This is a genomic window from Chryseobacterium binzhouense (genome assembly GCF_007474545.1).
GTDB lineage: Bacteria > Bacteroidota > Bacteroidia > Flavobacteriales > Weeksellaceae > Chryseobacterium > Chryseobacterium binzhouense.
In genome coordinates this window covers 219088-232798 of sequence record NZ_VKOG01000001.1, presented here as the reverse complement: position 1 = coordinate 232798, position 13711 = coordinate 219088, and the positions used below count along the sequence as shown (strand labels likewise).

At 34.9% G+C, this 13711-nt stretch carries 14 protein-coding genes; 11 read left to right on the top strand and 3 right to left on the bottom strand.

Annotation, left to right across the window (positions count from 1 at the left end; genetic code table 11):
- Positions 1-207 precede the first annotated feature (207 nt).
- The 7 genes from FNE73_RS01160 to FNE73_RS01130 all read left to right on the top strand — a co-directional run bounded on the left by FNE73_RS01160 (position 208) and on the right by FNE73_RS01130 (position 9495).
- Positions 208-4107, top strand: coding sequence for a GEVED domain-containing protein (locus FNE73_RS01160; protein WP_143882961.1), 3900 nt, complete (start codon positions 208-210; stop codon positions 4105-4107).
- 400 nt (positions 4108-4507) lie between these two features.
- The gene (locus FNE73_RS01155; protein ID WP_143882960.1) at positions 4508-4942 is read left to right on the top strand and encodes a transposase; all 435 of its coding nucleotides are present in this window, start codon (positions 4508-4510) and stop codon (positions 4940-4942) included.
- Positions 4909-5196: a hypothetical protein gene (locus FNE73_RS01150; protein ID WP_143882959.1), complete on the top strand. Its 288-nt coding sequence runs from the start codon at positions 4909-4911 to the stop codon at positions 5194-5196. The genes FNE73_RS01155 and FNE73_RS01150 overlap by 34 nt, the downstream gene beginning before the upstream one ends.
- The gene (locus FNE73_RS01145; protein ID WP_143882958.1) at positions 5193-5546 is read left to right on the top strand and encodes a helix-turn-helix domain-containing protein; all 354 of its coding nucleotides are present in this window, start codon (positions 5193-5195) and stop codon (positions 5544-5546) included. Before FNE73_RS01150 ends, FNE73_RS01145 begins: the two co-directional genes overlap by 4 nt.
- A 677-nt stretch (positions 5547-6223) precedes the next feature.
- Positions 6224-7093, top strand: a complete 870-nt coding sequence (locus FNE73_RS01140) for a hypothetical protein (RefSeq protein ID WP_143882957.1) — start codon at positions 6224-6226, stop codon at positions 7091-7093.
- Between the two features lie 17 nt (positions 7094-7110).
- A complete protein-coding gene (locus FNE73_RS01135; RefSeq protein ID WP_143882956.1) occupies positions 7111-7977 on the top strand; it encodes a hypothetical protein in 867 nt (288 codons plus the stop codon).
- An 87-nt stretch (positions 7978-8064) separates the two neighbouring features.
- Entirely contained in the window at positions 8065-9495 is a 1431-nt protein-coding gene (locus FNE73_RS01130) for a tetratricopeptide repeat protein (protein WP_143882955.1), read from the top strand.
- 16 nt (positions 9496-9511) lie between these two features.
- Here the strand turns inward: FNE73_RS01130 and FNE73_RS01125 are convergent, their stop codons facing one another.
- Entirely contained in the window at positions 9512-10132 is a 621-nt protein-coding gene (locus FNE73_RS01125; protein ID WP_143882954.1) for an endonuclease III domain-containing protein, read from the bottom strand.
- 34 nt (positions 10133-10166) lie between these two features.
- Between FNE73_RS01125 and bcp the strand changes: the two genes are divergently transcribed.
- Entirely contained in the window at positions 10167-10616 is a 450-nt protein-coding gene (gene bcp / locus FNE73_RS01120; protein WP_143882953.1) for a thioredoxin-dependent thiol peroxidase, read from the top strand.
- Between the two features lie 76 nt (positions 10617-10692).
- On the opposite strand, the gene FNE73_RS01115 is transcribed toward bcp, so the two are convergent.
- Positions 10693-11046, bottom strand: coding sequence for a helix-turn-helix domain-containing protein (locus tag FNE73_RS01115; protein WP_143882952.1), 354 nt, complete (start codon positions 11044-11046; stop codon positions 10693-10695).
- Between the two features lie 209 nt (positions 11047-11255).
- Between FNE73_RS01115 and FNE73_RS01110 the strand changes: the two genes are divergently transcribed.
- From FNE73_RS01110 to FNE73_RS01100, 3 genes are read left to right on the top strand one after another with little or no spacing between them, the layout of a single operon-like run.
- On the top strand, positions 11256-11987 hold the full coding sequence (locus FNE73_RS01110) for a hypothetical protein (RefSeq protein ID WP_143882951.1): 732 nt from the start codon (positions 11256-11258) through the stop codon (positions 11985-11987).
- A gap of 3 nt (positions 11988-11990) precedes the next feature.
- Entirely contained in the window at positions 11991-12530 is a 540-nt protein-coding gene (locus tag FNE73_RS01105; protein ID WP_143882950.1) for a TlpA family protein disulfide reductase, read from the top strand.
- Positions 12527-12934: a hypothetical protein gene (locus tag FNE73_RS01100; protein ID WP_143882949.1), complete on the top strand. Its 408-nt coding sequence runs from the start codon at positions 12527-12529 to the stop codon at positions 12932-12934. The genes FNE73_RS01105 and FNE73_RS01100 overlap by 4 nt, the downstream gene beginning before the upstream one ends.
- Before the next feature lie 55 nt (positions 12935-12989).
- Here FNE73_RS01100 and FNE73_RS01095 read toward each other — a convergent pair whose 3' ends face one another.
- Positions 12990-13673 (bottom strand): FKBP-type peptidyl-prolyl cis-trans isomerase, encoded by a 684-nt coding sequence (locus FNE73_RS01095; protein WP_143882948.1) that lies wholly within the window; start codon positions 13671-13673, stop codon positions 12990-12992.
- Positions 13674-13711: the final 38 nt, after the last annotated feature.

The following is a 13711-nucleotide window of genomic DNA, read 5'->3' as shown; positions in this document are numbered from 1 at the left end:
CTGATTTAAATTTATTTAAAAATCAAACAATAGATAAACAACCATAAATTCTTGTGCAATTAAGCCTAAAATATTAAAAAAGAATAGCGCGTAAAGCGGGAGCTGTAGTTAAGAATTACAATATCCTTTGTAGCCATATCTTTAAAATGCTAGGTTGCCGTAACCATTACAAGATTTTATGTTATCACTATCATTAATTAATGTATAATGAAAAATAAAATATTAACTTTTCTGATTTGTTTAGCTAATGTTTTTACTTACTCACAATCGTGTACGGTAAATGCAGGAGGAAGCAAAATAATTTGTGGTACTACCACTACTTTATCTGGCAGTTCATCAGGAACAGCCTCGGGAAGCCCCTCTTGGTCTTTAGTTTCTAAACCATCAGGTGCTACAGATCCTATCATTACAAGTGGAAATACATTGACACCAAGTATATCTGGTCTTAATACTCCGGGGAACTATGTATTCAGAATTTCACAAACGTGTACTACAGGAGGTACTGTTACTTCTGATGTTACCATTACTGCGTCTGGTTCGGTGGCAACGTTTACAGCAGGACCAGATATTACAAACATTGCAGCAGCAACAGGTGTGGCAACTCTTAATGCAACCATTCCTGCGGGATATACTGCATCCTGGACCTATTATAATCTTTACAGTTTCCAAAGATTTGGTACAAAAGTGACTACTAATGCAACATTAACCGGTACCACTACTGCTTCGCCAACTCTTACCCTCACCAATAAAAGCGATCATACCATAGACCCGAGTTATGTGGCGGTGCTTAGAATTACTTCTATTACTAACCCGAGTTGTTTTTATGAAGATGAGGCGATTGTAAGATTCATTCCCAATCCGCAGATTACACTTAATACGACGGTAAATTATTGTGTACCAAGTACTGGAGCTTTTTCATTGTTTTTAAATAATGTATCTCCCAAATTTACTGTTTATTCTATTACACCAGGTGCTTCGGGTACTACTACAACTACCATTACTTTGAATGTTATAAGCCAGCCTTCTGGCGGAAATATTGCTTTTGATTATTTAGATAGTAACGCAATAAGCTTATCCGGACTTAATGTTACAGGAACGTATACATTTACACTTACCGTAGCCAATTCTACAGGAACTTATACCACCCCTACAATTACATACAATTATAATGGGGCACAGCCAAGACCTGTTAGCTTTATAGATTCTGCTTTTCCAGACCAGATAGGTTTATATGCCTCTGGAGGAAGTGCGGGAGCGGTATATTGCAATAGAGCAGGAAGTACTACTCCTATAGTAGTTGGTTTTAAGATTGATCCTGCAGACCCGGCAACCAATATTACTAATTTTCAAAATTCAGCAATCACACCTCCGGGAGGAGCTCCTACCATTGTACAGACGGGATCCGGAACCTATAACAGAACAGCTACAATTACTCCGCCATCAGGTGGATGGAGAGTAGGCACTTACCGTTTTGCTGTTTCAAATTCAAACGGTTCTTGTAACGGTAGCTCACAAGTTTACTATATTCATATTTCTGACGGAAATAGACCCGCAGTTAATGTGAATAATTTTACGGTCTGTTATCCCGGTTCAGGAAGCGTGTCTGCAACCGTTCCTCTTCCTGCGGTATATAAAGGTGTAGTGAACTCTAGTTATTTTCAGGATTTTAGTGGATATTATGAATTAACTACTATTTCGAAACCGTCTGGGTCTGCAAATCCTTTGTTCGAAGCAACAAATTTAAGATCTTTAGAAAGTCTTAGTACCGTTATCAGTAATCTTAATGCTCAGGGAGAATATGTATTTAAAATTAAAGCCATCCCTTCTAACGTGAGTATTGCCGACTTTTTAGGTAAAGAGTATGCGTGTGCAGGAACTTCTTTAGAAGATACTTTCTCGGTTTTTGTTTCTACACAGGTTAATGCCAATGCAGGAAGTGATTTTACAACAGGTGGAGCTGCAAGCACTACATTAAATGGAAATAATCCTACGCCAAGCAATGGGGTGTGGACTGTAGTTTCAAGCCCTTCCGGTGCTACTCCAACGTTTGTTAATGCTTCTTCAAATAATACACAGGTAAATGGTCTTACGGTAAACGGGAATTATGTTTTCAGATGGACTATTTCTACAGGTACGTGTACCAGTTCAGATGATGTACAGGTTACAGTAGTAACGCCATTATTAGAAGCTGTAAATGATATATTTAATCCGGTTATAGCAGGAAGTACTACAACGAGTGTGATTGCAAACGATAAAAATATTGCAGGCGGACAAGCCGTTATAGGAACATCAGAAGGACAGGTTTCAATAGCTGCATTAGGAACTTGGCCTGCAGGATTTACATTAAATCCTAACGGAACTATTTCTGTAGCTTCTACAGTTACCGCAGGAACTTACGATATGAATTACAGAATTTGTAATCAAATCGCAGGTACACCTTGTGATGATGCATTAGTTACCATTACGGTAGTAACGCCATTTGACTGTACAGGTAAAATTTATAGTTTAAGTTCAGTTACAGGAGAGATCAGAATGTTCAACAATCCTACAACTTCTGGTGCATTAGGATCTGTGATTAATACCACACCACATCCTACAGCTATTTCTGCAGCACCGAATGGTCCCAATGCTTTAGGGTTCAGTATTTCTACCAATAAATTTTATTATGTCCTCAATCAAAACGGAGGCACAGGAAATACTTTTGTGAGCTATGACCCAACTACCAATACTTATGAGACTTTAGCAAGCACTAACGGATATATCTATAGAGGTACAGTAACCAATGACGGATTAGGATATTATGGTATTACTTCCACCAATGTTTTAAAATATTACGATATAGCAAACAACACCTGGACAAATATTACTAATAATTATGTAGATCAGAATGGGCAAAGCCTAAATACCCTTCTCAACACCTACAGTGGAGGAGATATCGCAATGGACGGAAACGGAGATTTATGGATTTTAGCAGGAACAGCAAGTAGCGGAACCGCTTATGTTTTCAGGGTGAAAAGTGCTGTTCCAAAGACGAATATGGCAGGTGCACCTTTAGTTTTGGAGCAAATTGTAAAACAAAACATAGGGACAAGTCCAAACGGTATCTCATTCAATCCTGCGGGAGAATTGTTTATTACCAATGCTACTACTTTATTTAAAATGAATAATGATTTCAGTATATCATCTGTAGGAGCTATATCTAATCCTGCCAACGGAGGAGGAGATTTGGCAAGTTGTGCTGCGCCGCTAAATCCATTTGCTGTTTCAGATTTTGGAGATGCGCCAGATAGTTATAAAACATTATTGGCTTCTGACGGACCTCGCCATTCGGTTTCACAATATGATGCAACCAACAATACATCATCTTTAATGATTGGTTCTAAAATAGATTTAGAAAATGACGGCTTTGCTGGTGTAATGTCAAATGGAGATGATATTAATAATATCTTCGATGAGGGCAGTGTAACTTTCCCGATTCTTAATACCACTTCTACCACTTATACGGCTACTGTACCAGTAATCAATACTACCGGAGTGACAGTAAATCTGAAAGGCTGGATAGATTTCAATAAAAACGGAACATTTGATGCTTCAGAAGGCGCATCCGCAACTGTTGCCGATGGAGTCACCAGTGTAACGCTCATTTGGTCAGGGCTTTCAGGATTAACAGAAGGTATCACTTATTACAGATTAAGAATAGCGAAATCAGCCACTGAGATAGCTAATCCTACGGGAGTTGCATTCGGGGGTGAGGTAGAAGATGGTAAGTTTACTATTTCTGGTCCTGCGTTTTGTTATGAAGACCCTACGTTGGTATCTGGTGCTACTTACCCTGTAAAACACGGAATTACTGTGCTTGGAAGAGCAGGTGCGGACAATGGAGGTTGGCCAATGAATAGAAATTCTGCCTACACAGCATTAGAAAGTAAGACGAAAGGTCTTGTGATAACAAGAAACAGCAATCCTGAAGGAACGATTGCAATTCCGGTTGTAGGGATGATGGTTTTTGATACAGATGAAAACGCAGGTGCAGGTTGTCTGAAAATCTATACGGGATCTGGTGCAGGCGAAGGCTGGAAATGTTTCAGTACTCAAAGCTGTCCTTAGTATTTTAATAATCGTTCCTTTAAATTTCAAAACGATAAATTAAACCAACCCAACATAAGTTAAAAACACATAACTGACTTTTGAGATTATAAACTAACTAACTAATTTATATATTTTTACGGACGGTCTGCTATATTTGGCAGACTGTCTGTTTTTATATCAGCTATATACCAAAAAAGTGTTTTGATGGCTCCCCGCTTTATACCTATTTTATTAATTTATAAAATTCTATAGTTGTTTTAGAGTTAAAAAAAACTTTGGTAATATCCCGTTTTGTACTCTTTGTATAATATATAATCCATAAAATCAAAAGGTTATGGAAAATAGAACATCAATAGAACCGTGTTTAATTTATTTTTCCACACTATTTTTTTTTCTTTGAAGCCAAAATAACAAAAGCTTGGATTTTAAATTTATTCACATCGGATCTCTTATCAAAAAGAAAATTGAAGAAAAAAAAATTGATTATCACAGAATTTGCAATTTCATGGATGCCAATAGTGAGGATATAGATCAAATGCTGGCATCGGAAAGTCTGGATTCCCAAGTTCTGCTTAGGTGGTCAAAGTTATTGGAATACGATTTTTTTAGAATTTACAGTCAGCATTTAATATTGTATGCACCGCCATCGGCCTCTGTTGCACATGAGCAAAAAAGATCACCATCTGATTTGCCTGTTTTCCGCAAAAATATTTATACGCAGGAGATTATTGATTTTATTCTTGAGCAGATAAGGTCTGGAGAATTAACCAAAATGGGGGTAGTAGAAAAATACAGAATACCAAAAACCACATTATATAAATGGATACACAAGTACGAAAACTCAAAAAATTAGTAGATCAGCATCTGCATAAGTCTAAAAATCAAATACTGATGATTTTTGGCAGACCAAAAAAAAACTCCGATAGTGAAATTTGGTTTTTCAGACAATTTCGGTTCAGCTTTTTTAATGATGAAATAGCTTTTATTTTTGAAGAAGATAAAGTGGTAGATATTTGCCTTACCCAGTATTTCCTTTGGCAGGAGGTGAGAAATATATACTATATGGAAGGGCAGGATCCTGAATATAAAGTGGTATCAATGCTATGAAAGAAAAATTAGACAAACATAAACAGCAAAGTCCTGACTACAGGCTTATATTTTCAGACATTATAGATAAAAAATTCCCACATAAAAGAGAATACTGCGAAAAAATATTGCGAAAAGAGTATTTATCTGCTATTGATATTATGAAACTTAATCAAATGATTTTTGGGGCTTCGGGTAAAATAGCAGAAAACTTTAATCAAAAACACAAATCTTATAATAAAGCAGATATTCTGGAAATTTTAAATTATCAGAAAAACAATAAATTAAACAACCTTCAGACATCGCTTAAGTTTAAAACAAGCCGTAACACTATTGCGAAATGGAAAAAACTGTATAGCAATCTCCACTAATAGAAGTGATAACGTAACAGTTGTCTAAGCTTAATGATGAAAAATGATTTTATAAACCTGATAATGAGTGTTTTATGATATGATAGATATAAAATAGATCATGCTTTTTTCGGTGTTTTCAGGATAATAATATTACTTTGTCTGCCAGTTATATAAACCCGCAACTTTAGTTGAAAACACAAGTAAACATATTAATAATGGTAAAGCCTTTTTCATTTTTGAAGAAGGCTTTTACTGTTTTTTTATTTTGTTTTCTACAGCAATTACTGGGGAATATTTGCAGCAGCAACGAAATTTTATTTTTAAGATCTGAAAAACCACGAATTGATAATGCTTTTACGAAAGCATGTGCAAACAACATTCATTCACAAAAAAAGAAATCAAAATCTTTAGGTATATTTTCGGATCTGAAGTTTCAGTCAGCAATTTTCCCGACAAATACTTCAGGTAAATATTGGGTCAATCAGATTGCGCCTTTTATTGCAGGGCTATTTAAAATTATATTTTCCCGGAATTCAAAAACTGATTTTCATTTCTTTTCTTTTTGTCAGCCATTATGTTTAATTGTACGTCCTCCGCCTTTTATAAATTTTTATCTAAAAAATTTTGATAGCTGATATTTTAATTACGGATGAAAAGTCGGTATTGTAAAATTTTATTAAACCTCATAAATACAAATGAAGAAAATAATATTTTCCGCGATTATAATGCATAATGTTTTTATGTATTCTCAGGTGGGAATTGGAACAAATAATCCTTTATCTAATTTTCATGTTGATGCAGGAAAAGATAATCCTTTGAATGGAAATGTAGTAAGTGATGCTCAAAAACAGAATGATGTATCTATTCTTTCCTCAGGAAATGTGGGAATAGGTATTCTTTCCCCAACACGTAAGTTTGAAGTTGAAAGTGGAACCGTTGCATCTCCATCTGACGGATTTAAATTGAATGACGGAACAGAAGGAAAAGGTAAAGTTTTAATTTCCGATGATTCAGGATCTGCACATTGGCTGCTTCATCCTGCACAAAAAATTTATAAAGGAATCATGGGCAACGGGCTAAATATAGATATAAGCAGCAGTTCTTATTCTTTTAATGCTGCAAATTATAGTGTAGGCTTTTATCAGACAGGATCTTATATAGATTTGCCACCGGGTAAATGGCGGGTTAAAATTGATCTGATAATTCCGTATTTAGCAGACATTGATGCTTCGATGAATCGGGATGACTGGTTTTGGATAAGAACAACTTTGTCGGATAACGGGACAAGCAACCCTGGAGCTCCTTCAGCAGATTTAGTAGACAACAGCAGATGGGCAAGCGAAGTTTTTCAGGGACCAGGACCGGTATTGTCAGCCGGAAATAAGTTTGCTATGATCAACGGAAATTTGATAATAAATAATGCCACTTCTGCTATCAAAAGATATTATCTGCTTGCAGGTGGGTTTACCCGTTCCAATCTCAATATACCCGGAGTTTTAGAAAAAATGGGTGGCGCTCAGTGGCAGGAAAATAAAATTACGGCATACGCAATAGAACAGGATTAGTTAATTATAAAAATAAAATGAAAAAAATAGTATATCTTACCGCAATACTCATATTTACAGATGTGTTTTCACAAGTCGGAGTCAATACTCAAAATCCTCGTGGAGTTTTCCACATTGACGGGAATAAAAATAATCCGTTAACAGGAGATCCTTCAATTTCTCAGCAGCAAGATGATTTTATTGTTTTATCTTCGGGGAATGTGGGGATAGGAACAACATCACCAACAAGAAAACTAGAGATCAATTCAGGAGGAACAACAACAGCTCCAATTGACGGATTTAAACTGGTAGATGGAACTCAGGCAAAAAACAAAGCATTGGTTTCTGACGAAAACGGTTCGGCTCATTGGGAATATATTGCTTTGAAGTCTTATAAAGGACAAATTGGTAACGGGTTTAATCTTTTGCTCAATAATTCAGCCTATGATTTTAATTCGGCCAATTTCTCTACCGGGTTTTACGGCACTACTTCATACATAGATTTGGCGCCGGGCAATTGGCAGGTCAATATTTCTTTGCTTTTGGCATATGATAATAATTCTGCTGCAACAAGTCTTACAAGAGATGATTGGTTTTGGACAAGAGCCACATTGAGTGATGCAGCGGGAATTACTGCAGGAGGAGGACCTTATTCTCCTACATCAGATTTAGAAGGAACTGTTTTTTTGAGTAATATTTTTAATGGTCCGGCTCCTTTGTCATCTTTTCCTAAATATGCGATGATTAACGGGTCTCTTACGCTTAATAACAACGGCACATCCACCAAAAGATACTATTTGATCATCGGAGGAATAACGAAATCTTCAGCTTCTCTTCCCGGAAGACTGAGAAATGTGGGAGGAGCATGGGGCGAAAATGTGATTAGTGCTTTTGCTATTCAGTAAAAAAAACAGATTTATTCTGTCTTTTTGTTTTAAATTTACAACTAAAATGTGGACAGTTTATTGTTGAAAAAGTTCATATATCTACTCATGCATTTAACTAAAATAATAACCATTATTCTGCTTGTTTTTTTTTCTGCTTCTTACTCGGGGCAGAAGACCAAAAATGAGCTGGATTCTCTATTCTCCCAAAAAGTAAAGATACTTTTTGAAGAAGGTAAACTTGATGAATCTCTTGTTGTTTGTAAAGAAGTCATATCGGGTTATGAACAGTTGAATGAGGATAAAAGCGCATTAAAGGCATATATACGTGCAGCTAACATCTGCAGTAATCTATTCAGAACAAAAGAAAGTCTGCAGTATCTGGATATTGCAGCAGAAAAAAATGCAACTATAAAGGATGAATCTCTGGAATCCAGGATTAATGGAGGATATGGAAGAAATTATCAAAATCTCGGGTTTAATGATCTTGCATTGAAATATTACGATAAGGCAATCAGTATTGCTGAAAAGAATAATGACAAAATTAATCTTGAATACTTCTATGGGCTGCAATCCGTAATTTACGAAGAGCAGAAAGAAATAAATAAATTATACCGGAGTCTCACAAAAGCTCATAAATCAAAACCTAGTGTTTACAATTCAGCAAGACTGGCAAAGTACTTTCTGTCTTTCAGGAAAAATTTAGATTCTGCAAAATTCTATTTGGATTTAGGAGAAAAAATGGCAGCAACGAAAAAGTTTCCATTATTTCAGGAGTCTATTTTACAAAGAAATCAAGGACGGTATTTTATGGAAAAAAATGATTACGCGAAAGCTGTTTTCTATCTGGAAAAATCCTTGGCAATCTCAAAACAGCTCAACAAGCCACAGGATATTAAAGAGACACACAAAATGCTGGCAAAAGCTTACAAATCGCTTAAAGATGATCAGAAGTCTGTTCAAAACTTAGAAAAATATACTGCTATTACAGACAGTCTTTTAGCAGAAAGACAAAAAATACAGCATTTACCAATAGAAAAAGTGATCAAAGAAAAAGAGGAAAGCTCAAAAAAATCTTTTTCTAAGCTGTATCTTATCATATTTGCAATAGTTCTGTTGTTTGCTGTGATCTATTTTATTTCCAGAAAAAAGTTTTCGGCAAAATCTCTTGAGAAAGAAATGGAAATTAGTCTTAAAGAAGAGGAAAACCTTCAGTTGCAGCAAAAAGTAAACGAAAAGTTTGATGACATTATACAGCTGGCTAAAAATAACAGTCCCGAATTTTTCACCAGATTTCAGGAAATTTATCCTCATGTTATCAGTAATCTTTTGAAAGTAAACCCGAGACTGCGGGTTTCAGAGCTTACTTTATGTGCGTATATTTATTTGGGTTTCAATACAAAAGATATTGCCAATTATACTTTCCGTACCATAAGTACTGTACGGAACCGCAAACACAATCTGAGGACAAAGCTCAATATTCCCGCAGAAGAAAGTACCGAACTTTGGTTTAAAAATATAGGAAATAAGCTTTATTGAAATTACTCTCAAAACTTTACTTCCCAAACATCATTTTCGTAATGAAATCTTTTTCTCCTTTTCCTCTTGCAGGCGAATATTCTCTTCCATAGAAAATAATCTGAAGATGGAGTTTATTCCAAACGTCTTTTTTCCAGATGTTTTTGGCGTCTTTTTCTGTTTCAATAACGTTTTTGCCAGAAGTGAGTTTCCATTGGGTCATTAATCTGTGAATATGCGTGTCAACAGGGAACGCCGGAAATCCGAAACCTTGACTCATCACAACAGAAGCCGTTTTGTGTCCTACTCCGGGAAGCGCTTCCAGCTCTTCGTACGTTTGCGGAACAATTCCATTGTGTCTTTCCATAAGAAGTTCTGCCATTCGCTTCAGATTTTTGGCTTTTGTATTGGCAAGACCGATTTCTTTAATCAGTTCTTTAATCTCTGAAACTTCCAGCTTAGCCATTTTTTCCGGTGTTCCGGCTACACTGAAAAGCTGAGGTGTTACCTGATTCACTTTTTTATCTGTTGTCTGTGCAGAAAGCGCAACGGCAACCATGAGGGTAAACGGATCAGTATGATCCAGCGGAATAGGAACTTCCGGATATAATTTTTCCAGTTCGGTCTGTACCAACTCTGCTCTTTGCTTTTTTGTCATTTAAAACATTAAATTTGAACAAAAATAAATTATTATGCTGAAAGTAGGAGACCAATTGCCAAAATTTGAAGGAACAAATCAGGACGGAGAAGCTGTAAACTCCCAAAACTTCCTTGGAAAAAAATTAGTTGTTTTCTTTTATCCTCAAGCCAGTACACCCACTTGTACGGTAGAAGCCTGTAATTTGAGTGATAATTATTCAAAACTGGAAGAAGCCGGTTTTCAATTGTTGGGAATCAGTGGCGATTCTGTAAAAAAGCAGAAAAATTTTCACAGCAAATTTGCTTTTTCGTACGACCTGATTGCTGACGAAAACAGGGTGATTATTGAGAAATTCGGAGTGTGGCAGGAGAAGAAAACATTCGGAAAAACTTATATGGGAATTGTAAGAACGACTTTTATTTTCGATGAAAAAGGAAACTGTACCAGAGTTATTGATAAGGTAACTTCAAAAACTGCGGCTCAGCAGATTTTGGAAGGATAATCGTTATTATCAGAGGATAAAAATTCCTTTCAGTTTTGAGGCTGAAAGGAATTTTTTGTTAAAATATTTTAATAGACTATTTCTTGTCAAGCAAACTTTTCAACAAAGCAATTTGTTCGTCCTTTTCTTTGAGTCTGGCTTCATATTGTTCAACAACTTTTTCCGAGAGATACTGATTAACAATATAACCAGCGTTATTTGAATACTCACCATTATTATGATTTATTACAGTCAATCCCTCTGGTAATATATCGGTTAATGTTTTATCATAAATCTTAGCGATTTTATCTAAAGTAAAAACATCGGGGAAACTTTTATCGTTTTCAAATCTTCTGTATGTAGATTCTGAAATATCTAATTTTTCAGCGACTTCGATTGTTGAAAGTCCTTTTTCAATTCTCATTCCTTTAAGTTTTTGTCCAATCTTCATCTTTTATGATTTTGAACAAAGATATTAAAATAATGAAAGAAGCCAACTAAAAAAGTTATTTCAAAAGTGATTAAAAATTGGTAAAATTTGATAAATCTTTTGTCAGTTTTGATAGTGTTAAAATTCCATCCGCATAGTACTTTTGAAGGGTGTTATCGCGAAAACATAAATGTGTAAAAAAAATAATCAACAATCAACAATTAAAATTTATGAAAAATTTATTTAAATTAGCTTTAGTTTTTACTTTACTGTTAAGCAGCTTTGCTTTTTCTCAGAAATATGTAAATGAAAATGCAGAAGAACTTTTATCTGCTGTGAAAGAATCTACATCTGCCAGAAAAAGAGTTTTATTATTCTGTAATACAATTTCCTGTTGCGGAATTGGGAGCTTTGGAATTGAAATCTGGTCGGATAAAGAATGTCATTATGTAGTTGTAGGCAAAAGAGTTGCTGTGCTAGGTTTAAAAAATACAGACGGTTCAGACTTCAAAGGTTCAGAAATTGAAATAAAAGAAGATGTCACTTTAATTGATAAAGATCATTCATTAGAAAAGGACGGTATGGAAGCGGTTATGAAAGCTGGGACTTACAAAGTTGTCAATGGTGAAGTTGCTTTTGAAGTTGCTGTTCAAAGAATTAGAATTAAGAAAGCATGTTATGTAGAAACTCATCAAGGTCATATCTTTGGTCATGAATATAGTTATACCACAAGTATTTGTGTATATTATCCTTCTTTTAGTAACCAAACCAGAGTTATTCACGGAGGTTATGCCGAAATAGATATAACTAAAGATGAAAAGCTGTTGAACATAGCTAAAGAAAATGGTAATATGTTATCTTTCGATGAAGACGTAATTTTTGGAAATGACTATTTGATTAAAGCTGGAAAGTATTTAGTTGAAGAAGGTAAAATTTATACAAGAAACATTCAATTAAAATAAAAGATGAAAAAAAAAGTTCTAATAATCATTTCTGTAGTGATTTTGGTGGTATTTGTTGTGTATAATTTTGGGTTTCAAATTGGTAATGTTACTGTCGGTAAGCAGCAGGATACAATAGAGAGAAACAGTAAATTTAATATTGAAAATAGCAGCTTCTCAAAAGAATTCTTAGCTAGCGATTCAATTTCTGTGATTAATTTGTGGGCAAGCTGGTGTGAGCCTTGCTTGAAGGAGATGCCAGTGTTTAAAAAGCTGGAGAAAAATAATCCTACTGTTAAGTTTGCAACACTATCAATTGATAAAGATGAAAAAGAATTGATTGATGCTATTAAAAATTATAATCTTACAAATGATATCACCTTAGATAATTCAGAATACAGAAAAGCTATTAGAAACTTTTTGGAGAATAGAGATTTAAATTCATTAATAAGAAATGAAATTGTTCCGGTTACTTATATCATTAAAGAGGGAAAAGTGATTCATAAGTTAACAGGAAGTATTGATTATGACGAAGTAAACATTAAAATTAATTCTCTTAAATGAAATATAATGTAATATTATGTGTAATTATTTTATTTTCGTCAAATTTAAAATCCCAAACCACGATGTCTGGTTTAGATAAAGGTTTAGCTATTGGTAATATTCTTGTGCAGGGCTTTGCAGCTTTAAGGGGAAATAATGCAAAACCCGTAGATCCTAATGCAAAAACAGTCGACAGTTTTTGTTTTAAAAACAAAATGGATGAGAAAATTACCGTAAAACTCAACGGGAAGATAGAAGATGAAGAAATAAAAAAAGAATTCGTTATCCCAAAAGACGAAAAAGAATGTACGTACAACCTTCCCAAAGGTATTTATACTTATGAAGTTTTGCTTTCAAGTAAAGATACTTATCAAAAAGGGGAATATAAAGTTTCGGAAGAAGCTTTAATGACAATAAACCGATAAAAATAAACCGCTTTGTCTGATTGCAAAGCGGTTTTTATTTCATGTCATTCTAAGTCTATTTAAAATCTACCAGCTCAACATCAAAAATAAGTGTTGCTCCGGGAGGAATTACGTTTCCTGCTCCATTGTCTCCATAAGCAAGATCTGAAGGAAGATAAAATCTGTATTTAGCTCCTTTGCTCATCAACTGTATTCCTTCTGTCCATCCGGGAATTACGCTGGATAAGTTAAGTTCAATAGGTTTTCCGCCATTCTTGTCGGTAGAGTCAAAAACAGTTCCGTCCATCAGTTTTCCTGTATACATTACATTTGCCGTATTTGAAGCTGTTGGTTTTGTTTTGCCGTCACCTTCTTTCAAAACCTCGTATTGCAGACCGCTTGCTGTAGTTTTTATATTATTTTTCAGCTTATTTTTAGCAAGAAAATCTGCTCCAGCTTTTTTGTTTTCTTCAGCTTTTACTTTAGCTTCGGCTTGTTTCTTTTCGTTTTGCTTTTGCATAAAACCCTGCAGGAAAGTTCCCATTTCTTCTTTCGGGAAAAGTGCAGATTTCTCTGTAAGTGCGTCTTTAATGCCTTGCGCCAAAAGCTCTGCATCTGCAGGAAAGCCTTGTCTTTTCATATTTTCTGCGATATCAAGACCAATATAATATGACGCTTTCTGCTCATCAGTATATGTTTTTTGAGCAAACACAAGATTGGCTCCGGTAAGCAAAGCTAAGGTAAATAAGGTTTTTTTCATTGTTGAGATATATTTCTGCGAATTTAAGGTTTTGTAAC

What these genes read in the sequence shown, in the direction of transcription:
- FNE73_RS01160 (WP_143882961.1), top strand. Translation starts at nt 208, where the DNA reads ATGAAAAATAAAATATTAACTTTTCTGATTTGTTTAGCTAATGTTTTT.
- FNE73_RS01150 (WP_143882959.1), top strand. Translation starts at nt 4,909, where the DNA reads ATGGATACACAAGTACGAAAACTCAAAAAATTAGTAGATCAGCATCTG.
- FNE73_RS01145 (WP_143882958.1), top strand. Translation starts at nt 5,193, where the DNA reads ATGAAAGAAAAATTAGACAAACATAAACAGCAAAGTCCTGACTACAGG.
- FNE73_RS01140 (WP_143882957.1), top strand. Translation starts at nt 6,224, where the DNA reads ATGAAGAAAATAATATTTTCCGCGATTATAATGCATAATGTTTTTATG.
- FNE73_RS01135 (WP_143882956.1), top strand. Translation starts at nt 7,111, where the DNA reads ATGAAAAAAATAGTATATCTTACCGCAATACTCATATTTACAGATGTG.
- FNE73_RS01130 (WP_143882955.1), top strand. Translation starts at nt 8,065, where the DNA reads ATGCATTTAACTAAAATAATAACCATTATTCTGCTTGTTTTTTTTTCT.
- FNE73_RS01125 (WP_143882954.1), bottom strand. Translation starts at nt 10,132, where the DNA reads ATGACAAAAAAGCAAAGAGCAGAGTTGGTACAGACCGAACTGGAAAAA.
- bcp (WP_143882953.1), top strand. Translation starts at nt 10,167, where the DNA reads ATGCTGAAAGTAGGAGACCAATTGCCAAAATTTGAAGGAACAAATCAG.
- FNE73_RS01115 (WP_143882952.1), bottom strand. Translation starts at nt 11,046, where the DNA reads ATGAAGATTGGACAAAAACTTAAAGGAATGAGAATTGAAAAAGGACTT.
- FNE73_RS01110 (WP_143882951.1), top strand. Translation starts at nt 11,256, where the DNA reads ATGAAAAATTTATTTAAATTAGCTTTAGTTTTTACTTTACTGTTAAGC.
- FNE73_RS01105 (WP_143882950.1), top strand. Translation starts at nt 11,991, where the DNA reads ATGAAAAAAAAAGTTCTAATAATCATTTCTGTAGTGATTTTGGTGGTA.
- FNE73_RS01100 (WP_143882949.1), top strand. Translation starts at nt 12,527, where the DNA reads ATGAAATATAATGTAATATTATGTGTAATTATTTTATTTTCGTCAAAT.
- FNE73_RS01095 (WP_143882948.1), bottom strand. Translation starts at nt 13,673, where the DNA reads ATGAAAAAAACCTTATTTACCTTAGCTTTGCTTACCGGAGCCAATCTT.